This is a genomic window from Pelomonas sp. Root1237 (assembly GCF_001425055.1).
In the GTDB taxonomy this organism is placed as follows: Bacteria; Pseudomonadota; Gammaproteobacteria; order Burkholderiales; family Burkholderiaceae_C; genus Pelomonas.
In genome coordinates, this window is sequence record NZ_LMDK01000012.1 from 150,046 (window position 1) to 174,751 (window position 24,706).

Below are 24,706 nucleotides of genomic sequence, written 5' to 3' on the forward strand. Positions count from 1 at the left end.
TCAGCGCGGCGCGAGGGACGCCGGATGGCCAACGCACGCGGGCGGGCCCGCCCGTCCTGGCCAAAGCCGCCTTCTCAGTCCTTCAGGTTCCAGGTGATGGGCGTGATGCCGCGCAGCGGCACGGGCTTGCCATTCACCGTGCCGGGCGTGCCCTTGCAGGACAGCACGAAGGTGACGGCCAGTCTGTCGAGCACCTTGTGCCTGCGTGACGGGCCGCTGGACTCGACCACGCGCGCTTCAGAGATGGCGCCGGAGATGTCCATCGTGAAGACGACCATCGTCGTGCCTTGCACGTCGATGTCGGGATAGGCCGGTGAGCCGCACTTGCTGAAGTCCAGTTGCAGCGGTGTGCGCACCAGCGCGCCTCCCGGCTGGCCCCGGCCTGGTTGTGGTGCCGCTTCAGTGCCCGCGCCAGGCGAAGGCTGGGGGATGGCTGCGGCGGCGACGGTCGTCTCCGGCGGCTGCGTCACCTGCACTTCGGGCGGCGGTATGAAGCGCGGCGGTGGGGGAGACAAGGTGGGCAGTGGCAGCAAGGCCATCTTCGGCGATGGCGGCGGCGGTGTTTCTGGTTGGATGAGCTTGATCTCCACAGGGGCCTGCCGGGCCACCTGGACGATGTGGTGCGCCAGGCCGCTGACCAAGACCCAACCCAGCACGAGATGCAGCAGCACCACGACGCCGATGCCGGTGAAGCGCCTGCCCGGGCGGTGCTGCCGTTGAGCGAAATCCACGCGGTCTCCCTGGCTGAACGAATCCGGTCGGCGGCCCGTCACGGCGCGCTTTTGTCGACGCACGAATTGTTGCCTGATCGGGTGCTGGAATGAACATCTGCGATGACGAGCCGCGTCGCAATGGCGAAGCTCTTCGCGACGCGCTCAGATCCGCCTGAACACGAGCATGTGCCAGCGCGTGCCGGCGCTGGCCAGCACCGCGTCGTTGACGCTGCTGCTCTCCAGCATCAGTCCCAACTCGGTGAGCTGCCGCTGCACCGTGGCCGGGGCGTGGTTGTGGAACCGACGGCCATCGGCGTCGCGGTCACCACTCAACTGGCCGGGGTTCATTTCCGGCAGGGCAATCAGCAGTGCGGGCCGGCAGCGGGCCACGTCGCCTGCGGCGAGAGGGCGAAGCTGCCGAGCGAGCGAAGCCAGTGCGCCGGGCAGGTCGGCGGGGGCGATGTGCATCAGCACGGCACTGCACGCCACGGCGTCGAAGCCCTGGGGGCAGCAGTCCGAGAAGGGCGTGCCCAGTTGGGGAAGGCTGGCGTCGCGCAGCCGTCCGGCAAGGCCGGGCCGCAGCCGCAGCGCGGTTTCGCGCATGGTGGCGTTGGGCTCCACGCCGAAGGCCTCGAACCCGGCCTGCTGCAGCGCCGCCACGTCCCGGCCCGAGCCCGCGCCGACATCCAGCACCCAGGCGCCCGGCGGCAAAGCAGCTTCGAGAAGGGGCAGCATCGCGCTGCGACTGGCCTCGGTGGCGGCCAACTGGGTGGCGTAGCCGTCGTAGAACGTGGCTGTGCCGGCGTCCGCTGCGTTCGCGCTCAATTGCGGAACGAGGGCACCGCGCCCTTGCCGGCCATCATGGCCTTGGTCAGGTCCTCGCTCATCAACATCGCGGCGTTCCAAGTCGCGATGTAGTTGAGGCCGTCGGCCACCGAGTGGTCGCGGGCGTAGTTCAGCTGCTCCTTGGTGCCGCGGATGGACAGCGGCGACTTGGACGCAATCGTTGCGGCGATCTCGCGCACGCCAACCCCAAGCGCCTCGCGGCTGTCGAACACGCGATTGACGAGGCCGATCTCGCGCGCCTCGGCCGCCTCCACGCGCCGGCCCGTGTAGGCCAGCTCGCGCACCAGGCCCTGCGAGCCGATCAGCTTGGGCAGGCGTTGCAGCGTGCCGACATCGGCAACCATGCCGATGTCGATCTCCTTGATGGAGAAGTAGGCGTCAGCGCTGCAGTAGCGCATGTCGGCGGCGCAGATCAGGTCGATGCCGCCGCCCACGCAGGCACCGTGGATGGCCGCGAGCACGGGCTTGCGGCAGCGCTCCAGGCTGGTGAGCGTGTCCTGCATGTCCAGGATGACGCGGCGCAGGCCCTCGCGGGTGCGGCCGTCGCAGGGGTCTTCGATCTGCGGGGCGATGCCCATCATCATCTGCAGGTCGATGCCGGCGGTGAAATGCCTGCCTTCGCCTTCCAGCACCGCGACGCGGGCTTCCGGCTGCGCGTCCACCCAGTCGAAGGCGCGGCGGATGTCCTGCCACATCGCCGCGTTCATCGCATTGGCCTTGTCCGGCCGGTTCAGGCGGACGGTGGCGATGTGGTCCTGGACGGAGACGGTGAGGGTTTCGAGTGTGGGCGCGGTCATTGGGGAGTCAAGGTGGTGGAACGGAGTCGGGTCGCGGCTCGGTCGTTGCAGCATTGGCCCGCGTAAGCAGGATGCCAGTGGGCGTCTTGGTCAGCTGCAGGGTGTCACCTGCTGCGAGATTCAGGCGTGCCAGCACGGCGTCGGGAAGCACAAAGCCGAGAGAGTCTTGCGCCTCTACCAGTTGAACGATGTCCATGCTTGCCGCTCCTGAGGTGACCGCGTCGACAATACTAACCAGTTGCCCTCCGAAACCATCATGCACACCTTCTCCAAACGTCTCCCTCAAGGCGGTGGCCTTGCCGCCGTGCTGCTCAAGCGCTCGCCCGCTCTCGAGCTTGATTGGGACACCCGCAGCAAGAGCCGATTCGGCGCGACTGACAGTTCCGGTCGCGAAGTGGCCGTGGTGCTGCCCCGCGGCACGGCGCTGCGCGGCGGCGACGTGCTTGTGGGTGAAGACGGTTCCCTGCTGCGCGTCATCGCCGCCCCCCAGCCCGTGCTGCAGGTGCGTTTCTGCGCAGAGCACGGCTCCGCATTTGATTTGCTGCGCGCCGCCTACCACCTCGGCAACCGCCATGTGCCACTAGAGCTGCAGGCCGAGCTGCTGCAGTTCGAGCCCGACCCCGTGCTGGCCGACATGCTGCGCCGCCAGCACCTCATCGTGACCGAAGCGCAGGCCGCCTTCGAGCCCGAGGCTGGGGCGTATGGCGAGGGGGCTGGGCATGGCCATCATCACCATGGGCATGACGACCATGCCCATGGCCACGCGCACGACCATGCAACGGCGTCGGCACCGGCGCGCAAGCCGCTGCCCATTCCGGTCCACGTGCGCGGCCCCGACTGCAAGCACGACCACGACAACGGGCACGGGCACGGGCACGGGCACTGACGCCCGCGCGCGTCAGCCGTCGCGGTCGTCCGGCGGCGTGATGCCGCGCAATGCCTGGGTCATGTGGTGGACGCTGGCTTCAGGGCCCAGCAAGGCTCGCCCGCGTGCCAGCACCTGCTCGGCCTCGGCGTCGCGCCGTTCCTTGCCGAGCACCAGCACCACGCGGGCCAGCTGCACGTCGATGACGCGCTGCTGAGAGCGCAGCATCTCGGCCCGCTCGCTGGCCGAGAGCTTGCTCGGCGGATGTTCCTGGATGAGCTTGTAGAGGCTTTCCACACGGCCCACGACGGCGTCGACGCGCAGATGCTGGCTCGCGAGCTCGAACTCGTTCAGCTGGATCAGCGCGGGCAGCGCGTCGAGCACGTCGCGCTCGGCCAGCACCGGGTCGCGGTCGGCGAGGCGCTTGAAGGCGTCGCGGGTGGACTCGCTCTGGCCGCCGAGGTAGTTGTTGATGTGGATGACCTCGCCCAGCGCCTGTTGGCCCGGGCGGCCGCCGGCATCGATCCGTGCCAAGGCCTGGTCGCGCACGGCCAGCAGCTGGGTCATGGCGGGTGCGTGGCGGTGCGCCAACGAGGCCCAGGCGGACAGCGCAAAGGACATGCGCACCCCCGACATCGCCGGATCGCGTTCCAGCACATGCTCGTGGAACCACAGATGCTTCTCGGCGGCCACGGCGAAGCGGCCCTCGTCGGCATCCTTGCGAGCGCCGATCAGGATCTCGTGGGCGCTGGCCCCGGCTGGTGGTTCCCAGGCCTGGGCGCAAGGCGTGGCGCTGACCAGCACCGCGGCGAACAGCCCGGCCAGGGCGGGACGTCTGACGGCCGCTGTCTTGTCTCGCATGCTTGAGCCTCCTTGAAGTGCGGCGCAGTGTAGGCACGGCGCCGGTGTGAGCGGTAGCAGGTAGGTCGGCAATTTTCCCGTTGCGGCCTAGATGCCGCCGATGGCTGCAGCACGGCACAACTCGCGACTAGCATGCCGCCCGCCGCAGGCCGTCGCCCCCAGTGGCCACCGACTGGACGCGGCCTGACCTGCAAGGCTGGGGCAGCAACGACCCCCAAGCAGACTCTCTCGGCGCGCTTCTACGGCGCGGGCGTCGCATTCCACTTCTGATGGCGAAGGTTGGGTGCGTCTGGCGGGGCCAGAATCGCCCCATGCCGACCCCCGCTGCCCCCACCTCGCTGCTGCACCTGCTCTGGCTGGCCTCGCCGGCCTTGCCGGTCGGCGGCTTCAGCTATTCCGAGGGCCTGGAGGCCGCGGTCGACGCCGGCGTCGTGCATGACGAGACCAGTGCCGGCGACTGGCTGCTGAACCAGCTCGAACTCGTGCAGGCGCGCGCCGAGCTGCCGATCGCGGCGGCGGCGCACGCGGCGACGCTGGCGCTTGATGGCGCGCGGCTGGCAGAACTCAATGCCTGGGTGCTGCAGACGCGCGAAACCAGCGAGAGCCTGCAGCAGGCCCAGCAGATGGGCCGCAGCCTCGTGGTTTGGATGCAGGGCCTGATGCCCGATGCCGCGGTGCTGCCCCTGCTGCAAAAGCTCAAACCGGCGCCGACCTGGCCCGTCGTCATGGGTGCAGTCGCGGCGTCCCGCGGTGCTGCGTTGGAGCCGGCGCTGCAGGCCATCGCCTTCGGTTGGGCGGAGAACCTGATGCAGGCCGCGGTGCGTTGCGTGCCCCTGGGCCAGACCTCGGGGCAGCGCCTGTTGGCACGCCTCGTGCAAGTCATCCCGCAAGCCGTGGCGACCGCGTTGGCAGCGCCCGAGCCCATGGCCTTCGCGCCGCTGCTCGGCATCCATGGCGCCCGCCACGAAAATCAATATTCACGACTGTTCCGCTCATGACAAAAAAACGCCGGACCGCTCCAAGTTTTTTTATCCCCCTCGGGGGGCCTGACGCTCAGCGGCAGGTTGGGGGGCTCACATGACTCCCTTGCACGCAATTCCCAACCGCACCAAGAAGCTACCGCCTTTGCGTGTCGGTGTCGGTGGCCCCGTGGGCTCTGGCAAGACCACCCTCGTCGAGATGCTGTGCAAGGCCATGCGCGAGCGCTGGGACCTGGTTGTCGTCACCAACGACATCTACACCAAGGAAGACCAGCGCCTGTTGACAGTGGCCGGCGCGCTGGAGCCCGAACGCATCATGGGTGTGGAGACCGGCGGCTGCCCGCACACCGCCATCCGCGAGGACTGCTCCATCAACCTCGAGGCCGTGGACCGCATGCTGGAGAAGTTCCCCGACGCCGACATCGTTTTCGTCGAGAGCGGCGGTGACAACCTCGCGGCCACCTTCAGCCCCGAGCTGTCTGACCTGACCATCTACGTCATCGACGTGGCCGCCGGCGAGAAGATCCCGCGCAAGGGCGGCCCCGGCATCACCAAGAGCGACCTCTTCGTCATCAACAAGACCGACCTGGCGCCTCATGTCGGCGCCGACCTGAACGTCATGCGCAGTGACACCGCCCGCATGCGGCCCGTCAAGCCCTGGGTCATGACCAACCTGAAGACGCGCGACGGCCTGGACGAGGTGGTGCGCTTCATCGAGACCAAGGGCCTGCTTGTCGGTTGATCCCATCCGCTGGCCGGCGCGCCTGACGCTGAGCGCGGCGCGCGATGGCGGCAACGCCACCCGCGTGCATGCCCGCCACGACGGCCCGCTGCGCCTGCTGAAGACCCTCTACCCCGAGGGCGCCGGCATTGCGCACGCAGTGCTCGTGCATCCGCCCGGCGGCCTGGTCGGCGGGGACCGCCTCGACATCCACATCGATGTGCAGGCCGGCGCTCATCTACTCGTCACCACACCGGCCGCAACGCGCTTCTACCGATCCAACGCGGGTCAGGCCGCCCAGGTCGTGCAGGCCACGGTGGGCCAGGGCGCGCGGCTGGAATGGCTGCCGCAGGAGACGCTGGCCTATCCGGATTGCATCGCCCGCAACGAAGTGAAGCTCAGCCTCGCGCCGGGCGCCAGCCTGTTCGCGACCGAGGTGCTGGGCCTGGGCTTGCCCGCCGCGGCGCAACCCTTCGTGACCGGCCGGATGCTGCAGCATCTGGAGATCACCGGTCAATGGCTGGACCGTGGCTGGCTGGATGCGACGGACGCGGCGCTGATGGACGGCCCCTGTGGCCTGGCCGGCCATCGGGTGCTCGGCACGCTGGTCTATGCGCAGACCGGCACACTGGCTGATGTGGACGCGCTGCTGACCCACAGCCGCGCCTTGCTGGACGACGTGGCACGCAGCGGCGTCACGCATCTGGCCAGCCCGCGCGGCGCAATGCTGCTTGCCCGCGTCGTCGGCGACGAAGTCGAGACGGTAACGCTGGCGCTGCGGCGGGTGAGGGCGCTTTGGCGCCAGCGGCTGTGGGCGTTGTCGAGCACAGACCCGCGCATCTGGGCCACCTGATCAGCGCTGCTCCAGCGCCCGCCATGTCGGAATGCAATGCCGCGCCAGCGCGGTGACCCAGTCGGGCTCCTCTGGCACGAAGGCGATGCCCAGGGTCGGGCTGACGAGAAAGCCGGCCCGCTCGAAGGCGTCGGCATCCTGCGCGAGCACGAAGCCGCCCAGCGCGGCAAAGGGGATGACGACCGTGTCCAGTTGCAGCACCGGCGCGCGGCGGGTGATCTCCTCAAGGCGGCCGCTGTCCTGGAAGCGCAGCACGGTGTGGCCGTAGTCGTACTCGTCCAGCGCGGCCGCGTTGCGGGAATGTTGGTTGGGCGGCCCCAGCCTTGCGACCAGCTCCTCGACGCTCAGGCTGAAGGGCAGGTCGTCGAAGGCCTCGAACGGCTGCAGGCGCAGCGCCATCACCGGCGCCTGCGCATGTCGGCGCAGGCTGTCTCGATCAGTGCCCGCAGGGCGGGCTCGTCGACGGGCTCGGCGGGCCGGAGTTTGACATGGCGCATGGCCTTGCCCGTGCCCTGCAGCAGGCCGGCCGGGTCGGCCAGCTCGGCGCCCTTGAAAAAGCCGACATTGACGTGGGCCGTGAAGGCATTGACGTAACCGAAGGCCGCGTCGCCGACGCAGGCGGTCGGGTGGCCGTCATGCAGCAGTTCGCGCACGTCGGCGCCGCAGCGGCGCATGGCGTCGAACCAGTGCCGGGCAATGTCGCCCAGCGCGCCCGTATGGGCCTGCATCCAGGCCTCAATGTCCGGATCGTGCGGGACCGCGGTCGGGAAACGCATCAGCTTTTCCATGACCGCGGATCATCGCTTCAATCGCCCGAACTGCCAGGGATCTGCTGGCGCAGCTTGACCTTGCTGGCCGACTTGCGGCGCATCTTGATGTTCATCATCTCCACACCCAGCGAGAAGGCCATCGCGAAGTAGATATAGCCCTTGGGCACGTGGTGGCCGAAGCCCTCGGCGACCAGCACCACGCCGACGACGACCAGGAAGCTCAGGGCCAGCATCTTGATGGTCGGGTGGTTGGACACGAAACGGCCGATGGGGCCGGCGAACAGCATCATCAGACCGACCGAGGCGATGACGGCGCCAATCATGATGCGCACGTCGTCCACCATGCCGACGGCGGTGATGATGGAGTCCAGCGAGAACACCAGGTCGATGACCATGATCTGCAGGATGACGGCGCCAAAGGCCGCCTTGGCCTTGCCGCCGGCGCTGGTGTCTTCGTCCTCGCCTTCGAGCGAGCCGTGGATTTCACCGGTGCTCTTCCAGATCAGGAAGAGGCCGCCGCCGATGAGGATGAGGTCGCGCCCCGAGATGCCCCGTTCGACGCCGGGCACGTTGAACAGCGGCTCGACCATGCCGACGATCCACGCCAGCACCATCAGCAGGCCGATGCGCATGAACATCGCTGCGAACAGGCCCGCACGCCGCGCGGTTTCCTGCTGGGCCTTGGGCAACTTGTCCACCAGGATGCTGATGAAGATGATGTTGTCGATGCCCAGTACCAGCTCCAGCGCGGTCAGCGTGGCGAGGGCGATCCAGGTCTGCGGGTCGGAAAGCAGTTCGAGCATGGCGGGCGGTCCGTGGTGAGCCGGGCATTGTCGCCAGCGCCCTGCCGGCCGCGGACAGCCTCAGGCTGAACGAAGCTTCGGTTTTGCTTTGGGTGTGGGCCTGCGGCCTATTTCAGGATCAGTTCCTGCAGCTGCATATTGCCGATCAGCTTGCGCATGGCGCCGCGCTCGCCGGCGGCGACGTCCTGCTTGCGCGTGTCGGTCGCCAGCATGGCTTCGATCTTCTTCTGGAAGGCCAGTTGCTGGGCGTTGTTCTGGTAGTCCTTGATCTCGACGGCCAGCACCAGGTCGGGCTCACCATGGCGCTGGGCGTTCACGGCCAGCACGTGGTACGAGACGATGATGCCTTCCTTCTTGCCCAGCTCCTGCACCTTCTTCCAGTTGGTGCCGAGGTAGTCCATGTATTTCTCGAAATGACCCGGCTCGATCTGGATGTTGGAGAAGAACCAGACCGAGCCCGGCGTGTAGCTGGAATCCTCGGCCAGGGCCGGCAGCGACAGGCACAGGGAAAAGGCCGCGGCGGCGGCGCACAGGGTGGCTTTGAAGTTCATGGCTTGCTCCTTGGGGTTGATGCACGTCAGCGTGAGGCTGCGGGCGGCGGCAGTGTGTGAAACGGGGCGGCCGCGAGGACAGCGATGCGACCGGGGCGGCAAATCGGCCACCGAGTTCGGCGCGATTGCGACGGGTTGCACGGACAGCTTGGGGACGGCTCGAACTAGGGGATGCGCTTCGTCACGCCTGTCTCGGGGGTGACTGTCGCGTCCACGCATTGCACCAATGGCGGCGGGCCGGGAATTGGCCTACAACCCGGCCATGCTGCCCACCGCCGCCGTCAGCGCCGACCAGCCCCTGCAAGGGGCCGAGGTCGATGCCGCGCTGAGCAACTCGCGCCTCGTCGCCGTCTGTGAGACCAGCAACCCCGACGAGGCCCAGGCCGTGCTCAGTGGCGTCTATGGCCCGCATGCCCTGCGCATCGGCGACGAGAACGGCCTGGCGCTGAAGCTGCGCGGCGCCGAGTTCGCCCGCCTGCACCTGGGCGAGGTGCGCTATGGCACGTCCACCCGCATGGCCATGCCGCGCGCCCATGGGCATTGGGTGTTTTCCTATCTTCGCCAGGGGGAAGTCTGGCGTGGCGGCCGGCGCGACCTGTACGGCGCTGGTGATGCCGGTGTCATCGCGCCCGACGAGGTGCAGGGGCTGGAGATGTCGGGTGACATGGAACTGCTGAACCTGCGCGTGGCGGACGCCGACATGGGCAGCGCCTGCCGCGCGCTGCTGGGCTCGGACATGGCCCATGCGCTGCGCTTCGAGGGCCGCGCCCAGGCCGGCGGCGCGCCGGTGGCGGCCCTGCTGCGTGTGCTCGGCCACCTGGCCGCCACGCCGGCCTACCCGCATGCGGCCGCCGCGCGGCTGGAGGACGGCCTGCGCGACGCGGCCCTGTTCGAGCTGCTGCTGGCCTGGCCCAACAACTACACCCGCGGGTTGGATGCTCCGGCCGCACTGCCTGCCTCCACGCGGCGGGCACGCGACTACATCCACGCCCACGCGTCCGAGGCGCCGTCGGTGGCCGAGATCGCCCGCGCTGCCGGCGTCGGCGTGCGCGCGCTGGCAAGCGGCTTCGAGCGCCATTTCGGCGTGTCGCCACAGCGCTATTTGCAGCAGTACCGGCTGGACCGGGCGCGCGAGGAGCTGCGCTCCGCCGCACCGGGCGTCACGGTGACCTCTGTCGCCGCGCAATGGGGCTTCTGGCAGCTTGGCAGCTTCGCGGCGCGCTACCGCGAGCGCTTTGGCGAATCACCGAGTGAGACGCTGAAGGGCTGAGAAGTTCCGATTCGGCACATCGCGCTGCCGATTCGCCATAGCCGGCTCCCAGCGGGCTCGCGACCATGCTCTTACGCCGCCACACAGACGCGGCGACCGGAGACAGAGCATGAGACTCAGCCCTATTGCGCTTGCCGTGGCGTCCACGCTGGCGGCGGCCCAGACCGCTCCTGAAACCAACCAGATCGAGCGCGTCGTCATCACGGCCGAACGCCGCGTGACGGTGCTGGACACCACGCCCACCGCCATCACCGCGCTGAACGGCGCCCGCCTGGCCGAGCGTGGCGACACCGGCCTGGCCGACCTCGTCATGCTCAGCCCCAACACCTCGTTCACCAACGGACAGGGCGCAACCCAACTCTTCGTGCGCGGCATCGGCAATGTCTTCATCCTGGCAGGCGGGGACCCCGGCGTGGCCCTGTATGCCGACGGCGCCTATGTGTCGGACCAGACCAGCTCCAACACCGCCCTGTTCGACACCCAGCGCGTCGAGATCCTGCGCGGGCCCCAGGGCGCCCTCTACGGCCGCAATGCCACCGGCGGCGCGGTCAACATCATCTCGGCGCTGCCGACCTCCACGCTGCAGGCGCGCGTCGGCCTGCTGTTCGGCAGCGACAACCGGCATGAGAGCGAGGGCTTTGTCTCCGGGCCTTTGAGCGATGGGCTGGAAGGGCGGCTGTCGTATCAGATCAAGGAGGCCGACGGCTACACCCGCAACCCGCTGGCCGAGGGGCCGCGGCGCCTGGACGACCAGTCCAGCCGCGCACTGCGCGCCCAGCTGCAATCCAGCCTCGGCGGCCATGGCACGCTGCGCTTTGTGGCCGGCCACTACCGCGAGCGCGACGCCGGCATGAGCGTGCCGGTGCTGCCCGATCCGGTGTCCATTCCGGTGCTGCTCCATGGCGTCACGCAAAGCAGCGACCCGCGCGTCGTCAAGAGCCAGGGCTCGAGCAACCGCGTCGAGGTCAACACGGCGCAGGCGCTGCTGGAATTGCCTATTGGCACGAACACTCTGAGCGCGTCCCTGAGCTGGCGGCGCAGCAAGGTCGACCGGCTCTGGGACAGCGACACCACCGAGGCCGCGGTCACGAGCTCGGGCTTCCTGACCGGCAGCACCGACAAGAGCCTGGACATCCATCTGGCCTCCGACGATGGCAGCCCGTTGCAATGGCTGGTCGGCGTCACGGCCCTGCAGTTCGACCAGAGCCAGGACATCACCATCCTCACCCAGGTGCCGCTGGGTTTCCTCGTGCCGGGTGCGCCGCTGACCGTGCCCTTCCCGGGCGGCGTCGGCTTCCTGCTGGGCGGGAGCGTGCACACGCGCTCCAGCGCCGCCTACGCCGACCTGCGCTACATGCTGAATCCGCAGTGGTCGCTGCTGGCCGGCCTGCGCGTCAACCACGACAGCAAGCGTGCCGACGAATACCAGAACATCGCCGCCTTCGGTCTGGCCGGCACCGGCCACCCGAGCGACGGCTGGACCAGCACGCCGGGCAGCGTCGGCGTCGAATACAAGCCGGCCGCCGGCACGCTGGCCTATGCGCGCTGGGCGCATGGCTTCAAGTCGGGCGCGGTCAACCTCGGCGCGCTGCAGCCGAATCTCGTCAAGCCGGAGAAGGTCAGCAGCATCGAACTCGGCTTCAAGACCGAGTTCCTGGAGCGCCGCGGCGTGCTCAGCGCCGCCGTCTTCAGCAGCCGCTACAAGGACATGCAGGTCTCGCAGGTTGGCCAGGCGACGACCCTCCTGGCCAACGCGTCGGCGGCGCGCATCGATGGTGTCGAGATCGAGGCCGCGGTCAAGCCCATCGCGCCGTTGACGCTGTCGGTCGGCCTCGGCCTGATGACGCCGAAGTACACGGACTTCACCAATGTCGACCTGCGCAACGCACCGACGACGCCGGTCAATGTGCGCGGCCGGCAGCTCGCCCAGGCGTCCAAGCAGCAAGTCACCCTCGGCGCCGAATGGGCTGCCAGCCTCGGTGAGCTGCGCACCACGCTGCGCGCCGACTACAGCTGGCGCGGTCGCTTCTATTTCACCGAGTTCAACACGCCGGATGCGATGCAGGGCGCCTACGGCCTCCTGAACCTCACCGCCACATTGCGGCCGGCTGCCGGCCACTGGAAGCTCTGGGCCAATGTGCGCAACGTGGCCGACACGACGGCCTACACCAGCATGAGCATCGCCTCGCCGTTGCTGGGCGCCGCCCGCCAGGTCACCTACACGCCGCCGCGCCAGTTTGCCATCGGCGCGAGCTACGACTTCTGAGGAGACCGCTATGAAGCATCTGCTGGGCCACCACCAGCTCCGCTGGGAACCGCTCGCCCATGCCTTCGACGCGCTGTTCGAGCGCGGCGACGACCTGGGCGCTTCGCTGGCGCTGACCATCGAGGGCGAGCTGGTGCTCGACCATTGGGGCGGCTGGCGCGACGAGGCGCAGCAGCAGCCCTGGGACCGGAACACGCTGACCCATGTCTGGTCCACCACCAAGACCATGACCTCGCTGTGCGCCCTGCTGCTGGCCGACCGCGGCGAGCTGGACCTGGACGCGCCCGTGGTCGCCTACTGGCCCGAGTTCGCCGCCAACGGCAAGAGCGGCATCCTGGTGCGCGACGTGCTGGGCCACACCTCGGGCGTCAGCGGCTGGGAGCAGCCCATGGGCATGGGCGACCTGTGCGATTGGGAGCGCAGCACGGCGCTGCTGGCGGCGCAGTCGCCCTGGTGGACGCCGGGCAGCGCTTCGGGCTATCACGCGCTGAACTACGGCCATCTGGTCGGCGAGCTGATCCGCCGCATCACCGGGCAGAGGACCGGCGCCTTTCTGGCGAGCGAGCTGGCCGGGCCGCTGGGCGCCGACTTCCACATCGGCCTGCCGCCCGAGCACGATGCGCGCGTGGCCCGCGTTGTGCCGCCACCGCCCATGCCGGTCGACTTCTCGGCCATCCCGCCCGACAGCCCCATGCTGCGCACCCTGGGCAACCCGGCCCCCGACGCGGCCTACAGCCATCGCGAGGACTGGTGCCGGGCCGACATCGGCGCCGCTAACGGCCATGGCAATGCGCGCTCGGTGGCGCGGCTGCAGTCCATCGTTGCCTGCGAGGGCACGTTGGCCGGCCGGCGCTGGCTCAAGCCGCAGACCGTAGATCGCATCTTCGACGTGCAGGCCCGCGGCATCGACCTCGTGCTCGGCGTGCCGCTGTGCATGGGCATCGGCTACGGCCTGCCCGAACCGGCCACGCTGCCCTTCATCCCCGAGCAGCGCATCTGCTTCTGGGGCGGCTGGGGCGGGTCGCTGGTGCTGGTGGACGTGCAGAGGCGGCTCTGCCTCGCCTACATGATGAACCGCATGGCGCCGGGTGTTGTTGGCGGGCCTAACGCGGCGATGCTGGTGCAGGCGCTTTATGCCTGTTGCGCCTAGAAAAAGAAAAAACCCGCCAGCGGCGGGTGGGGTGACTGACGGCAGCGTGGGGCTCAGACGATCCAGACCGGCGTCTGGGCGGCGGCTACCGCGGTCACGTCACGACGGCCTTCGATGACGACGCGCGGCAGCTGGGCCACCACCGGCGCTTCGGCACGCTTGCCAACGATGACCACGCGTTCCAGCTTCACGATCTCGGTGGCCGGAGCCGCCGTGCGGTTGGCCAGGCTCACACCGGCAGCGGCTGCGGCGGCGACGGAAGCGATGGCGACGATGAAGGTCTTGGCGGCGGTGTTCATGGTGGGCTCCGGTGGGTGGTTCGCTGTGTCAGTGATTGCAGTTTCGTCACTGACCCCGGGCGCCGCGAGTGCCGGGCGACGGATCGCCGGCGCGGGCGGATGAACTGCAATTGCGCGGGACGAACCGGCGCCACCCAGGCCCTGCGTTAGCGCCTGGCGCTGGATGGCGTGCCCGGCCAGCCGACCGCGGCCCAGGCGCGGCGCAGTTGCAGCTCGGAGTTGAAACCGGCCGCCTCGCTGGCCGCGCTGACGCTGGCGCCGGCCTCCAGCGAACGCTTGGCGACGGCCAGGCGCACGCCGCGCAGATAGGCCTGGGGGCTGGTGCCGGCGTATTGGGCGAACAGGCGGCTCAGCGTGCGCGGCGTGGTCGCGGCGAGGTCGGCCATGCGCTCCAGCGGCCAGTCCTCGGCCGGTGCCACGCTCAGCGCGTCCTGCACGCGGTGCAGGCGCGCATTCAGGTGCTGGCGGTGGGCCAGCAGAGGCGACAGCTCGGGGTCGCCCGGGCCACGGCGCAGCGCCACGGCCATCTGCTCGGCGACGCGCGCGGCGACCAGCTCGCCGGCATGCGCGGCGATCAGATGCAGGGCCAGGTCGATGCCGGCCGTCACGCCGGCGCTGGTGAACACCTCGCCGTCCTGCACGAAGACGCGGTCCTGCAGCACGGTGCAGCGGGGCGCGAGGCGGGCAAGGTCGCCAAGATGCTGGTGGTGCGTGGTCGCCCGGCGGCCGTCGAGCAGGCCGGCATGGGCCGCGAGCAGGGCGCCGGAGCAGACGGTGACCAGGCGCAGCCCAGGGCGGCCAGGTGCCAGGCGAGACAGCCAGGCGATGAGTTCGCGCCGGGCCGCTTGCGACTTCGCCTCCGCGGCCGAGGTGCGGCCGACCAGCACGATCCAGCTGCCATCGGGCAGATCTTCCGGCAGCGGCTCCAGCGCCTGCAGCTGGATGCCCACCGAGCCTGTGGATTCGCTGCGCGTGCCGGCGAAGCGCAGGGCAAAGGGCGCGACATCCAGCTTCAGCGCGGCGATCTCCAGGCTGGCCAGGCGCAGGGCCTCGGCGGGCCCGGCCCAGTCGAGAACGAGGCTGTCGTCCTGCAGGACGAACAAGACCTGCTTGGGTTCAGGCAATCGCGGCGTCCTTTTGGGTGACGGCCCGTAGCGCGCCTTCGGCATTCATGATCCGGGCGAAGCGGCCGTCCAGCACGGCGGCCGTGCGGGCGCGGAGCTGGGCGGGTGTCAGGGGCGAGCCGTCGGGGTGCTGCATCGTGAACGTGAGTGTCGCCTCGGGCACGTAGATGACCTCCCAGCCGAGGTCGGACGCATGGCGTGTCGTCGTCTCGCAGCATTGCTCGGTGCGGATGCCGCTGATGACGAGCTGGCGGATGCCTTGCTGCGTCAGCCAGACGTCCAGGCCGCTGCCGACGAGGGCGCTGTGGCGGGTCTTGTGCACGGTCAGGTCGGCCTTGAAGTCGCGCAGGCCTTCGAGCGGGCGCACATGGCCGCTTTCCAGGCTGAAGGGGTCGGCGCCGGTCGCATCGGGCTGCACGTGGAAGACGCGCACGATGGGCAGGCCGGCGGCCTCGAAGCCCTCGATGAGGCGGTTTTGCGCGGCCAGGTAGGCGGCAAGGCCGTCGGTTTCGAAGCTGGGGCGCTGGGTGAAGGAGTGCTGGACGTCGATGACGATGAGGGCAGTGGTCATGGTGGGCCTCGTTGTTGGTTGAGGCCTTCAGTGTTCCGCCATCATGCATCCGCCGCCACGCGCTGGCAGACGGAGATGGATCAATTCAGGACAAACCTAGAGCGCTCAGCAGCTCGGCCGGCGTGTAGGGCCGGCGGCGCTTGGGCCAGGACTCGACGAGGTTCAGCATGCGCGCACTCAGCGGTGCGCTGCGTCCCTGGCTGCGCGCCAGGCGGACGATCTCGCCGCACAGCGCGTCGATCTCGGTCGTGCGGCCCTGCGTCAGGTCGTCGGCCATGCTGGAGCGGGCCTTGGCATCGATGCGCAGCATGCGCGCGGCGGCCAGGCGGAAGATGAAGGTCGGCATGCGCAGCAGCGTGATCAGCCGGCGCGGTGGCAGCGGCGTGAGCTGGGCGACCGGGCGCTGCGCGGCGTTCAGCAGGTTGAGGGCTTCCTCCTGCAGCGCCGCCAACACGCGGCGGTAGCCGCGCTCCAGCAACTCGTCGCGCAGCGGCCGGCCGGACAAAGCATTGACGGGGTTGTTCAGGTTCAGCAGCAGCTTGCCCCATTGCACCGGCGCCAGGTCCGCATACAGCTCCAACCCCATACCCATGCGGGCCAGGGCCGTCTGCCAGGCGGCCAGGGCCAGATCCTCGGCCGAGCCCTCGGCCGCGAGCGACCCACCGGTGCCACGGTGGTAGCGGCCGGGTCCGATCTCGGCGATGTTGTAGGGCACCATGCCCGCATGCCAGTGCAGCTGTGGGGCGGCGGCGCGGGCGGCGTCGGCATTGGCGATGCCGTTCTGCAGGCTGACGACGGGCGTGCCCAGCGGCAGCGTCAGGTCCAGGGCCGTGGCGGCTTCGGCGGTGGCGCCAGACTTCACGCACAGCAGCACCAGGTCGGGCTTGAGGCCGGCGGGCGGTTCCTCGTGCAGGCGCAGGTCGAGTGCTGGGATGTGGCGGTCCAGGCCGTCCTGGTCGGTCAGGCGCAGGCCGTGCTTGCGCAGGTTGGCCAGTACGCGCGGGCGGCCGACGAAGTGGACCGGCACGCCGGCCAGCTGGGTCAGGCCACCGACAAAGCAGCCAACGGAGCCGGCGCCCATCACAAGAACGCCGGTCATGGGTTCAGCGGATCAGACGGGGTGAGCCAGGTCGCGCAGATGCGTCGGCCCCACGCGGCGTTCGATCTCGGCCAACAGCGCACGGCCCCAGCCCAGCATGAACATGCCCTCGCCGACGACGAACATCGGGCCGACGAGGAGGCCGACGAGGTCGTCGACAAAGGCTGGCTTCTTGCCTTCGTAATAGTGGCCAATGAACTGGAACACCCAGCCGACCACGAAGCTGCCGACACCGATGACCAGCCAGCTCGTCATCGAACCCTGGGCCGCGATCATCGCCAGTGCCGTCAGCATGCCGTTGACGACCGTGGTGGCCACGCCGAGCGCCAGGTTGCCGCGCGTCAAGTACCAGAGCGCGCTGAGGGCCCACAGCACGATGGCCGCATTCATCGGCGCGTCGCCCACTGAGAACTCGGCGCGCGCCAGCAGCACGCTGATGGCGAAGACGATGAGGGGAATACCGACGAAATGGGTCGCGATGTTGCGGCGGTCGCGGTGATAGGCGGCGTATTGCGCCATCAGGTCGAGGGCGGGGCGGAACAGGCTGGCCATGGGCAGGCTCCGTTGAGGAGGATGGTGGCTATGCTAGTCCAGCATGGCGCAGCATCGTTGTGCGCCGGCTTACAAAATCCCTCGGAGAACCCCTGAGTTGAGTGTGCAAACGACACCGAAGCGCCGTCTGTTACTGATGGCGACGCTGGCCGCGCTGGCCGGTTGCGCCAGCCCGCCGCCCGCCCGCGTGACGGCGGAGGCCACCGGAAACGAGCTGCGCATCCTCGTCTTTCGCGGCGGCACGGCGGCGCGCCTGGGCCACAACCACGTGCTGCGAACCGGTGACTTGCGCGTGGACTGGCCGGCGGCCGGACCGATGCTGAGCTTCCGGCTGGACGCGCTGGAGATTGACCCGCAGGCCTTGCGTGAACGCCTGGGGCCGGCCTTTGCCAGCACCGTTGACAACGAGGCGCGCGCCGGCACGCGCGCCAATCTGCTGAAGGCGCTGGATGCGGCGGCCCACCCGGAGGTCGTCGTGCGCACGCTGCAGCTGCTCGGCGAGGGCGGCCAGCGCGTCGTCGAGGCGGAGATCACCCTGCATGGCGCGACGCGCAGGCAGTGGTTCGTCGTCGAGATCGCAGCCAAGCGTGCGCGCGGCGAGGTGGTCATCCGGCAGAGCGACTTCGGCATCCAGCCGTTCACCGTGCTGGGCGGGCTGCTGGCGGTGCAGGACGCGCTGGTGGTGCAGTTCGAGCTAGTCGAGCCGTAAAACCATCAAGTCCTTGGCCAGCCTGCGCCCGTCGGGCAGGCGTATCGCGTCCGGCAAACATCCATAGCGCACGAAGCCCTGGCTCTCGTAGAGACCGATGGCACCGCGGTTGGTGGACGTCACGCTCAGCGTGACCTGGGCCAGGCCGGGCGTGGCCTTGAGCTTGGCGATGGCCGCGATGAGCAGGGTCCGACCGATGCCGCGACCGCGATGGGTGTCGGACACCATCATGCCGATCAGGTGGGCGATGTGCTGCACCTTCACACGCGGTTCGCGTTCGCAGGTCAGCGCGCCGACGAGGCGGGCGTCGTCCAGCGCCACCAGCGTGAACAACGTGCCGCCCTTGCTGCCGCCGGCCAGGCGGTTGCGGTAGCTGGACAGGTCGCGCTGGCCTTCGGTCTCGGCGTCTGACGTGAAGGCCTCGGGGTGGCCGGCCAGCATGGCGTCGCGCAGCGCTTTGTAGGCGAGCAGGTCGGGCTCGAGCATGGGACGGATATGGGCCTCAGTCATGCAGATCGGTGAGGTGGTTCAAGTTGGCGAAGGCGGTTTCGTCGTCGAAGTGTGCGATGCCATGGGGCCGGCCGCTCATCCAGCCGAGCACGGCCCGACCAGCGGCGTCGAGATGGGCTCTCAACGGTTCGCGCAGTCGGGCATGCAGCAGCGCATGGGTCGGGTGTTCGCGCCCGGCCTGGGCGAAGGCGAGGCCATGGGGCTTCGCGACGGCCAGCAGGCGCCGGGCCAGATCCAGCGGCAGGTGAGGGCAGTCGCAAGGCGCGGTCAGCAGCCAGGCGTCGTCGGGGAGGGCGTCGAGGCCGGCCAACATGCCGGCCAGCGGGCCGGCGAACTCAAGCCCAGGCGGGTCAGGCAGCACTTCGTGGCCCAAGGCGCGGTAGCTGTCCAGGTTGCGGTTGGCGCTGATCAGCACATGGCGCGCCTGCGGTGCCAGGCGCTCGATGACGTGACTGACGAGCGGGCGGCCGTGCAACAGCTGCAAGCCCTTGTCCGCACCGCCCATGCGCGAGCCGCGCCCGCCGGCCAGAACGAGGGCGTGAAGCTCATCCACCGATGTAATGCATCTCGACGCGGCGTTCGCCATCAGGCGTCGGATCGCCCTGGCCGCGCAGCTGCGAATAGCGGTCCGCGCGGCCGCTCCAGACACCGGCGATGGCACTGGCGAGTTGCCCGTCGGTGACCGATTCCTCACCACGCAGCAGGCCGCGCAAATCATGCCCGCGATGGGCGAACAGGCAGGTGTAGAGCCGCCCCTCGGTCGACAGCCGGGCGCGGTTGCAGTCGCCGCAGAAGGCCTGGGTCACGCTGGAGATGAAGCCAATCTCACCGGCGCCGTCGGCATAGGCCCAGCGCTCGGCCGTCTCGCCTGGAGCGCTGTGCGACAGCGGCGTGATGGGGAACTCCGCCGCGATGCGCCGCTGCACCTCGCTACTCGGCAGCACCTGGTCCATGCGCCAGCCGTTGGTGGCGCCGACGTCCATGTATTCGATGAAGCGCAGCACGATGCCGCTATGCCTGAAGTGGCGCGCCATCGCCAGGATCTGGTCGTCGTTGACGCCGTGCTGCACGACCATGTTGACCTTGATCGGCCCCAGGCCCACGGCCTGCGCCGCGTGGATGCCGGCCAGCACGTCCGCCACGGGAAAGCCGACGTCGTTCATGCGTTGGAAGACGGCGTCGTCCAGCCCGTCCAGGCTGACGGTCAGGCGCTTCAGCCCGGCGGCCCGCAAACTGGCCGCCTTTTTCACCAGCGTCGAGCCGTTGGTGGTCAGCGTCAGGTCCAGCTCGCGGCCATCGGGCGTGCGCAGCTGGGCCAGCATCCCGATCAGGGTTTCGAGGTGGCGGCGCAGCGTCGGTTCGCCGCCGGTGATGCGCAGTTTTTCGACGCCCAGGCCGACGAAGACCCGGGCCAGCCGCTCGATCTCCTCAAAACTGAGGAGATCGGCATGGGGCAGGAATTCATGGTGTTTGTCAAAAACCTGCTTCGGCATGCAGTAGCCGCAGCGGAAATTGCAGCGGTCCGTGACCGAGATGCGCAGGTCACGCAGCGGCCGGCCTAGCACGTCGGCCAGTGGGAGACCGGTCTGGCTGGCCAAGGCCGGCGGCTCGACGCGTAGCGAGCGAGCGTCGTGCAGGGGAATCACGCGGGCGGTCATGCCGGGATTGTGTCAGCGGGCGAATCTCCTGGCACTTGCGGCGGTTGCCCGGGCGCGTTTGAATCGGCACGAATGGCCGAGATCCTTCACCCCGACCTGCCGCAGTTCATTGCGTTTGGCGAAGCGCTGACCGATCTGATCCGCATCGGGCCGGACCGCTGGCGCAGCGCCTGCGGCGGTTCGCCCTGGAATGTGGCGGTCGCGATGTCGACGCTGGGCCAGCTGAGTGCCTTTGCCGGTGCCATCAGCCAGGACCCTTTCGGTGCCGAGATCTGGCAGTGCAGCCAGGAGGCCAACCTGGACATGCGCTTCATTCAGCAGTTGGCACGGCCGCCGCTGCTGGCTGTGGTGCACGAGGTCGACCCGCCGCGCTATTTCTTCATCGGCCACGACAGCGCCGACCTGCATTTCCGCCCCGAAGGCCTGCCCATGGGCTGGACGCGTGGGCTGCGCTGGGCCCATTTCGGCAGCCTGGGCCTGGTGCGCCAGCCGCTGGCGGGGCGGCTGCTGTCACTGGCTGAGGCGCTGAAGAGCGAGGGTCGTCTCATCAGCTACGACCCCAACTTCCGCGCGCCGCCGATGGACGCGAGCTACGACGACACGCTGGAGCAGATGTGCCGGCTGGCCGATGTCATCAAGGTGTCCGACGAGGACCTGCGCGGGTTGTTCCGCGTGCCTGACTACCGCTCAGGCCTGGCCCAAATCGCCGCTTGGAACCCTGGTGCCTGGCTGCTGCTGACGCGCGGCGAGGTGGGGGCGACGCTGTATCACGGTGTCGAGGAGGCCACGGGCCGGCCGCCGCGAGTGGACGTGGTGGACACCGTTGGCGCCGGCGATTCGGCCCTGGCCGGCCTGCTGGACAGCCTGATGCGCAATGCCGGTGCGCCAGCCGGGCATCACCTGCGGTGGGCTCTGGCAGCCGGGGCTGCCGCCTGCACGGTGGCCGGTTTTGCGCCGCCGCGGCCAGCCCTGGTCACTGCGCTCGCGGACCGCGTTGAGATCGCCAAAGACTAGGGTTTTCCCTGGCACTACTTGATCCCAATCCCGTAGGCTCCTACGATTAACCGACCGGTCGGTAGAGAAATTCCATGTCCGAACACCTGATCCAGATCGAACAGCATGGTGGCGTGCGCCTGCTGCGCCTGAACCGCCCCGAGGCGCTCAATGCCTTCACTGCGGCCATGCTGGGCCAGCTCCGCCAGGCACTGGAAGCGGCGGCCGAGGACAGCGCCACGCGCTGCGTGCTGATCACCGGCGCCGGCCGCGCCTTCAGCGCCGGCCAGGATCTGGCCGATCCGCATGTGGCGCCCAGCCGCGAGCCCGGTGCGGCTCCGAAGGACATCGGCCACATGCTGGATCACTACTACATCCCGCTGGCGCTGCGGCTGCGCAGCATGCCGGTGCCGGTGCTGGCCGCCGTCAACGGCGTGGCGGCCGGCGCTGGCGCCAACATGGCCTTCGGCTGCGACCTCGTGCTGGCGGGCGAGAGTGCCAGCTTCCTGCAGGCCTTCTCCAAGATCGGCCTGCTGCCGGACTGCGGCGGTACCTGGCTGCTGCCGCGGCTGGTGGGCCGTGCCAAGGCGCTGGAGCTGGCGTTGCTGGGCGACAAGCTCAAGGCGGTGGAGGCTGAGCGGCTGGGTTTGATCTCGCGCGTGGTGCCCGACGCCGAATTGCAGGACACCGCCATGGCCATCGCGCAGAAGCTGGCCGGCATGCCCACGCGTGCGCTGGTCGAGACGCGCCGCGCGCTGGACGAGGCACTGAAGCTCGACTTCGAGCCCGCCCTCAAGCTCGAGGCGGCCTTGCAGAGCCAACTCGGCTTTTCGCATGACTATCTCGAAGGCGTGGCGGCGTTCATGGACAAGCGCAAGCCCGAGTTCAAGGACCGCTGATGGATGCGCAAGCCGTTGCCGAAAAGGTCCGCGACGTCATGCTCACCGACGATGCGGCGAGCAAGATGTTGGGCATGCAGATCGCCGAGGTCGGCCCCGGCCGCGCGGTTGCGGCGATGACGGTGCGGGCCGACATGCTGAACGGCTTTGCCATCTGCCACGGCGGCCTGATCGCGACGCTCGCAGACTCCGCCTTTGCCTTTGCCTGCAACAGCCGCAATGCGCTGACGGTGGCCTCCGGCTTTGGCATCGATATCCTGAAGTCGGCCAGGCTCGGCGATGTGCTGACCGCCACCGCCGAGGAAACATCGCTGGCCGGCCGCACGGGGCTTTACGACATCACGGTGAAGAACCAGAACGGTGATCTCATCGCCGTGTTCCGTGGCCGCTCATACCGGTTGGGCGACAGAAAGGTGTTCGAAGCATGACGGTCAAAGGTCCGCGCCCCGGAGAGCTCGAAGCCATCGAAACCGCCAGCCGTGACGAGCTGCAGGCCCTGCAGCTCGAACGCCTGCGCTGGAGCCTGCAGCACGCCTACGACAACGTGCCGCACTACAAGGCCAAGTTCGACGAAGCCGGCGTGCATCCGGGCGACCTGAAGACGCTCGCCGACCTGGCGAAGTTCCCGTTCACGACCAAGCACGACCTGCGCGCCAACTACCCGTTCGGCATGTTCGCGATGCCGCGTCAGCAACTGGCGCGCATCCACGCGTCGTCCGGCACGACGGGCAAGCCCACGGTGGTCGGCTACACGCTGAAGGACATCGACCACTGGGCCAACCTCGTGGCGCGCTCCATCCGCGCCGCCGGCGGCCGCGCGGGCGACCTGGTGCATGTGGCCTATGGCTACGGCCTCTTCACCGGCGGACTGGGCGCGCATTACGGCGCCGAGCGCCTGGGCTGCACCGTCATCCCGATGAGCGGCGGCCAGACCGAGAAGCAGGTGCAGCTGATCACCGATTTCAAGCCCGACATCATCATGGTGACGCCCAGCTATATGCAGGTGCTGGTGGAGGAGTTCACCCGCCAGGGGCTCGATGCGCGCGAGTCGTCGCTGAAGGTCGGCATCTTCGGCGCCGAACCCTGGACCGAGGCGATGCGCCGCGACATCGAGGCCAGCGCCGGTATCGACGCGGTGGACATCTACGGCCTGTCCGAAGTGATGGGCCCGGGTGTGGCCAGCGAGTGCGTCGAGAGCAAGGACGGCCCGGTCATCTGGGAAGATCATTTCTACCCCGAGATCATCGACCCCGAGACGGGCGAGGTGCTGCCCGACGGGTCCGAAGGCGAGCTGGTCTTCACGTCGCTCTCCAAGGAAGCGATGCCCGTCATCCGCTATCGCACCCGCGACCTGACGCGCCTGCTGCCGCCCACGTCCCGCAGCATGCGCCGCATGGGCAAGATCGTCGGCCGCAGTGACGACATGCTGATCATCCGCGGCGTCAACCTGTTCCCAACCCAGGTCGAGGAGCTGGTGCTGCAGGAGAAGGGCCTGGGCGGGCAATACCAGCTCGTGGTCAGCCGCAACGGGCCGCTGGATGAGTTGTTGATCCGCTGCGAGCTGGCGCTGGGCGCCACCGACGACGGCATTGGACGTAGGCTGTCGGAGCGCATCAAGAACCTGATCGGCGTGACGGCGACCATCCAGGTCGAGCCGAACAATTCCATCGAACGCACGCTGGTGGGCAAGGCCCGCCGCGTCGTCGATCAACGCAAGAAGTGATGAATGCAAAACACAGCCACAGAGGCACAGAGACACGGAGGAATTCAGAAGCCTCTTCTCTCTGTCTCAGTGCCTCTGTGGCTTTGTTCGTGTTTTTGAATCGAGGAGCTTGATATGTACACGCAAGCAATGGACCTGATGGCTCGCGAGGCCAAGCCCAAGGTCGTCAAAAGCGCCGAGGAGCTGGCCCGCGAGGAAGCGTTTGAAGCTCGCATCGACGCTGGCGAATTCATCGAAGCCAAGGACTGGATGCCCGAGCACTACCGCAAGACGTTGGTGCGCCAGATCAGCCAGCACGCGCACAGCGAGATCGTCGGCATGCTGCCCGAGGGCAACTGGATCACGCGCGCGCCGACGCTCAAGCGAAAGGCGATTCTTCTGGCCAAGGTGCAGGACGAGGGCGGCCATGGTCTCTACCTCTACGCCGCCGCCGAGACCCTGGGCACCAGCCGCGACGAGATGACCGAGGCGCTGCTGTCGGGCAAGGCCAAGTACAGCTCCATCTTCAACTACCCGACGCTGACCTGGGCCGACATCGGCGTCATCGGCTGGTTGGTGGATGGTGCCGCCATCATGAACCAGGTGCCGCTGTGCCGCTGCTCCTATGCGCCGTATGCGCGGGCCATGATCCGCGTCTGCCGCGAGGAGAGTTTTCATCAGCGCCAGGGCTACGAGAGCCTGCTGACGATGATGCAAAAGGGCACGGACCAACAAAAGGCCATGGTGCAGGACGCGGTGAACCGCTGGTGGTGGCCGTCGCTGATGATGTTCGGCCCGGCCGACAAGGACTCGCCCAACTCCGAGCAGAGCATGCGCTGGGGCATCAAGCGCGTCACCAACGACCAGCTGCGCCAGAAGTTCGTCGACGCGACCATCCCACAGGCCGACATCCTCGGCGTGACCGTGCCGGACCCGGCGCTCAAGTGGAATGCCGAGCGCGACAGCTATGACTTCGGCGAGATCGACTGGAGCGAGTTCTGGCGCGTGGTGGGCGGCGAAGGCCCTTGCAACCGCGAGCGCCTGGCCGCCCGCAACAAGGCCTGGGACGACGGCGCCTGGGTGCGCGACGCGGCCCTGGCGCATGCCCGCAAGCAAGCCGTTAAACAAGAGGCAGCGTGATGAG

General features: G+C 68.7%; 30 protein-coding genes. 13 read left to right on the forward strand and 17 right to left on the reverse strand.

Going from position 1 to position 24,706, the window contains the following annotated elements; all coding sequences use genetic code 11:
* Nucleotides 1-74: 74 nt before the first annotated feature.
* The 4 genes from ASC91_RS08565 to ASC91_RS29340 form a co-directional block, all read right to left on the reverse strand.
* Nucleotides 75-731 (reverse strand): energy transducer TonB, encoded by a 657-nt coding sequence (locus ASC91_RS08565; protein ID WP_056195162.1) that lies wholly within the window; start codon nucleotides 729-731, stop codon nucleotides 75-77.
* A gap of 144 nt (nucleotides 732-875) precedes the next feature.
* Complete coding sequence (locus tag ASC91_RS08570; RefSeq protein ID WP_056195165.1) at nucleotides 876-1,538, reverse strand: bifunctional 2-polyprenyl-6-hydroxyphenol methylase/3-demethylubiquinol 3-O-methyltransferase UbiG; 663 nt, start codon at nucleotides 1,536-1,538, stop codon at nucleotides 876-878.
* On the reverse strand, nucleotides 1,535-2,356 hold the full coding sequence (locus ASC91_RS08575) for a crotonase/enoyl-CoA hydratase family protein (protein WP_056195167.1): 822 nt from the start codon (nucleotides 2,354-2,356) through the stop codon (nucleotides 1,535-1,537). The genes ASC91_RS08570 and ASC91_RS08575 overlap by 4 nt, the downstream gene beginning before the upstream one ends.
* Nucleotides 2,357-2,363: 7 nt before the next feature.
* Nucleotides 2,364-2,552 (reverse strand): AbrB/MazE/SpoVT family DNA-binding domain-containing protein, encoded by a 189-nt coding sequence (locus ASC91_RS29340; RefSeq protein ID WP_157281360.1) that lies wholly within the window; start codon nucleotides 2,550-2,552, stop codon nucleotides 2,364-2,366.
* A 60-nt stretch (nucleotides 2,553-2,612) separates the two neighbouring features.
* Between ASC91_RS29340 and ureE the strand changes: the two genes are divergently transcribed.
* A complete protein-coding gene (gene ureE, locus ASC91_RS08580; RefSeq protein WP_056197148.1) occupies nucleotides 2,613-3,242 on the forward strand; it encodes an urease accessory protein UreE in 630 nt (209 codons plus the stop codon).
* A 12-nt stretch (nucleotides 3,243-3,254) separates the two neighbouring features.
* On the opposite strand, the gene ASC91_RS08585 is transcribed toward ureE, so the two are convergent.
* A complete protein-coding gene (locus ASC91_RS08585) occupies nucleotides 3,255-4,082 on the reverse strand; it encodes a hypothetical protein (RefSeq protein ID WP_056195169.1) in 828 nt (275 codons plus the stop codon).
* Nucleotides 4,083-4,393: 311 nt separating this feature from the next.
* On the opposite strand from ASC91_RS08585, the gene ASC91_RS08590 reads away from it, so the two are divergent.
* From ASC91_RS08590 to ASC91_RS08600, 3 genes are all read left to right on the forward strand, one after another.
* Nucleotides 4,394-5,080, forward strand: coding sequence for an urease accessory protein UreF (locus ASC91_RS08590; RefSeq protein WP_056195172.1), 687 nt, complete (start codon nucleotides 4,394-4,396; stop codon nucleotides 5,078-5,080).
* Between the two features lie 79 nt (nucleotides 5,081-5,159).
* The gene (gene ureG / locus ASC91_RS08595) at nucleotides 5,160-5,804 is read left to right on the forward strand and encodes an urease accessory protein UreG (RefSeq protein WP_056195175.1); all 645 of its coding nucleotides are present in this window, start codon (nucleotides 5,160-5,162) and stop codon (nucleotides 5,802-5,804) included.
* Nucleotides 5,794-6,636 carry an urease accessory protein UreD gene (locus tag ASC91_RS08600; protein WP_235531906.1) on the forward strand — a complete coding sequence of 281 codons (843 nt, stop codon included), beginning with the start codon at nucleotides 5,794-5,796 and terminating at the stop codon, nucleotides 6,634-6,636. The genes ureG and ASC91_RS08600 overlap by 11 nt, the downstream gene beginning before the upstream one ends.
* Here ASC91_RS08600 and ASC91_RS08605 read toward each other — a convergent pair whose 3' ends face one another.
* The 4 genes from ASC91_RS08605 to ASC91_RS08620 form a co-directional block, all read right to left on the reverse strand.
* Nucleotides 6,637-7,035 (reverse strand): hypothetical protein, encoded by a 399-nt coding sequence (locus ASC91_RS08605; protein ID WP_235531907.1) that lies wholly within the window; start codon nucleotides 7,033-7,035, stop codon nucleotides 6,637-6,639.
* On the reverse strand, nucleotides 7,035-7,412 hold the full coding sequence (locus ASC91_RS08610) for a DUF1801 domain-containing protein (RefSeq protein WP_200955253.1): 378 nt from the start codon (nucleotides 7,410-7,412) through the stop codon (nucleotides 7,035-7,037). Before ASC91_RS08610 ends, ASC91_RS08605 begins: the two co-directional genes overlap by 1 nt.
* A gap of 29 nt (nucleotides 7,413-7,441) precedes the next feature.
* Entirely contained in the window at nucleotides 7,442-8,209 is a 768-nt protein-coding gene (locus tag ASC91_RS08615) for a TerC family protein (protein ID WP_056195180.1), read from the reverse strand.
* Between the two features lie 107 nt (nucleotides 8,210-8,316).
* Nucleotides 8,317-8,760, reverse strand: a complete 444-nt coding sequence (locus ASC91_RS08620) for a hypothetical protein (protein WP_056195183.1) — start codon at nucleotides 8,758-8,760, stop codon at nucleotides 8,317-8,319.
* Between the two features lie 262 nt (nucleotides 8,761-9,022).
* On the opposite strand from ASC91_RS08620, the gene ASC91_RS08625 reads away from it, so the two are divergent.
* The 3 genes from ASC91_RS08625 to ASC91_RS08635 all read left to right on the forward strand — a co-directional run bounded on the left by ASC91_RS08625 (nucleotide 9,023) and on the right by ASC91_RS08635 (nucleotide 13,446).
* Nucleotides 9,023-10,030 carry an AraC family transcriptional regulator gene (locus ASC91_RS08625; protein ID WP_162247756.1) on the forward strand — a complete coding sequence of 336 codons (1,008 nt, stop codon included), beginning with the start codon at nucleotides 9,023-9,025 and terminating at the stop codon, nucleotides 10,028-10,030.
* Between the two features lie 109 nt (nucleotides 10,031-10,139).
* Nucleotides 10,140-12,296, forward strand: a complete 2,157-nt coding sequence (locus ASC91_RS08630; RefSeq protein WP_082532539.1) for a TonB-dependent receptor — start codon at nucleotides 10,140-10,142, stop codon at nucleotides 12,294-12,296.
* A 10-nt stretch (nucleotides 12,297-12,306) separates the two neighbouring features.
* Nucleotides 12,307-13,446 carry a serine hydrolase domain-containing protein gene (locus tag ASC91_RS08635; protein WP_056195191.1) on the forward strand — a complete coding sequence of 380 codons (1,140 nt, stop codon included), beginning with the start codon at nucleotides 12,307-12,309 and terminating at the stop codon, nucleotides 13,444-13,446.
* Between the two features lie 53 nt (nucleotides 13,447-13,499).
* On the opposite strand, the gene ASC91_RS08640 is transcribed toward ASC91_RS08635, so the two are convergent.
* From ASC91_RS08640 to ASC91_RS08660, 5 genes are all read right to left on the reverse strand, one after another.
* Nucleotides 13,500-13,745, reverse strand: coding sequence for a hypothetical protein (locus ASC91_RS08640; RefSeq protein WP_056195195.1), 246 nt, complete (start codon nucleotides 13,743-13,745; stop codon nucleotides 13,500-13,502).
* A 146-nt stretch (nucleotides 13,746-13,891) separates the two neighbouring features.
* Nucleotides 13,892-14,869: a GlxA family transcriptional regulator gene (locus ASC91_RS08645; RefSeq protein ID WP_235531908.1), complete on the reverse strand. Its 978-nt coding sequence runs from the start codon at nucleotides 14,867-14,869 to the stop codon at nucleotides 13,892-13,894.
* Nucleotides 14,862-15,440, reverse strand: a complete 579-nt coding sequence (locus ASC91_RS08650; protein ID WP_056195203.1) for a cysteine hydrolase family protein — start codon at nucleotides 15,438-15,440, stop codon at nucleotides 14,862-14,864. The genes ASC91_RS08645 and ASC91_RS08650 overlap by 8 nt, the downstream gene beginning before the upstream one ends.
* 85 nt (nucleotides 15,441-15,525) lie before the next feature.
* Nucleotides 15,526-16,539 carry a 2-dehydropantoate 2-reductase gene (locus ASC91_RS08655; RefSeq protein ID WP_056195206.1) on the reverse strand — a complete coding sequence of 338 codons (1,014 nt, stop codon included), beginning with the start codon at nucleotides 16,537-16,539 and terminating at the stop codon, nucleotides 15,526-15,528.
* 12 nt (nucleotides 16,540-16,551) lie between these two features.
* On the reverse strand, nucleotides 16,552-17,091 hold the full coding sequence (locus tag ASC91_RS08660; RefSeq protein WP_056195208.1) for a DUF962 domain-containing protein: 540 nt from the start codon (nucleotides 17,089-17,091) through the stop codon (nucleotides 16,552-16,554).
* A gap of 103 nt (nucleotides 17,092-17,194) precedes the next feature.
* Between ASC91_RS08660 and ASC91_RS08665 the strand changes: the two genes are divergently transcribed.
* The gene (locus ASC91_RS08665) at nucleotides 17,195-17,800 is read left to right on the forward strand and encodes a YceI family protein (RefSeq protein WP_235531909.1); all 606 of its coding nucleotides are present in this window, start codon (nucleotides 17,195-17,197) and stop codon (nucleotides 17,798-17,800) included.
* Here the strand turns inward: ASC91_RS08665 and ASC91_RS08670 are convergent.
* Genes ASC91_RS08670 through moaA form a run of 3 tightly spaced genes read right to left on the reverse strand, consistent with a single transcriptional unit; the run spans nucleotide 17,786 to nucleotide 19,968 of the window.
* On the reverse strand, nucleotides 17,786-18,310 hold the full coding sequence (locus tag ASC91_RS08670; protein ID WP_082532541.1) for a GNAT family N-acetyltransferase: 525 nt from the start codon (nucleotides 18,308-18,310) through the stop codon (nucleotides 17,786-17,788). The genes ASC91_RS08665 and ASC91_RS08670 overlap by 15 nt on opposite strands.
* Nucleotides 18,303-18,863, reverse strand: a complete 561-nt coding sequence (gene mobA / locus ASC91_RS08675; RefSeq protein WP_235531910.1) for a molybdenum cofactor guanylyltransferase MobA — start codon at nucleotides 18,861-18,863, stop codon at nucleotides 18,303-18,305. The genes ASC91_RS08670 and mobA overlap by 8 nt, the downstream gene beginning before the upstream one ends.
* Nucleotides 18,856-19,968 carry a GTP 3',8-cyclase MoaA gene (gene moaA, locus ASC91_RS08680; protein WP_056195220.1) on the reverse strand — a complete coding sequence of 371 codons (1,113 nt, stop codon included), beginning with the start codon at nucleotides 19,966-19,968 and terminating at the stop codon, nucleotides 18,856-18,858. Before moaA ends, mobA begins: the two co-directional genes overlap by 8 nt.
* Nucleotides 19,969-20,040: 72 nt before the next feature.
* On the opposite strand from moaA, the gene ASC91_RS08685 reads away from it, so the two are divergent.
* The 5 genes from ASC91_RS08685 (at nucleotide 20,041) to paaA (ending at nucleotide 24,702) form a co-directional block, all read left to right on the forward strand.
* On the forward strand, nucleotides 20,041-20,982 hold the full coding sequence (locus ASC91_RS08685) for a carbohydrate kinase (RefSeq protein WP_056195223.1): 942 nt from the start codon (nucleotides 20,041-20,043) through the stop codon (nucleotides 20,980-20,982).
* Nucleotides 20,983-21,056: 74 nt separating this feature from the next.
* Nucleotides 21,057-21,860: an enoyl-CoA hydratase-related protein gene (locus ASC91_RS08690; protein WP_056195227.1), complete on the forward strand. Its 804-nt coding sequence runs from the start codon at nucleotides 21,057-21,059 to the stop codon at nucleotides 21,858-21,860.
* Complete coding sequence (gene paaI / locus ASC91_RS08695; RefSeq protein ID WP_056195228.1) at nucleotides 21,860-22,288, forward strand: hydroxyphenylacetyl-CoA thioesterase PaaI; 429 nt, start codon at nucleotides 21,860-21,862, stop codon at nucleotides 22,286-22,288. Before ASC91_RS08690 ends, paaI begins: the two co-directional genes overlap by 1 nt.
* Entirely contained in the window at nucleotides 22,285-23,583 is a 1,299-nt protein-coding gene (gene paaK, locus ASC91_RS08700; RefSeq protein ID WP_056195233.1) for a phenylacetate--CoA ligase PaaK, read from the forward strand. Before paaI ends, paaK begins: the two co-directional genes overlap by 4 nt.
* 114 nt (nucleotides 23,584-23,697) lie before the next feature.
* Nucleotides 23,698-24,702, forward strand: coding sequence for a 1,2-phenylacetyl-CoA epoxidase subunit PaaA (gene paaA, locus ASC91_RS08705; protein ID WP_056195235.1), 1,005 nt, complete (start codon nucleotides 23,698-23,700; stop codon nucleotides 24,700-24,702).
* Nucleotides 24,703-24,706 lie beyond the last annotated feature (4 nt).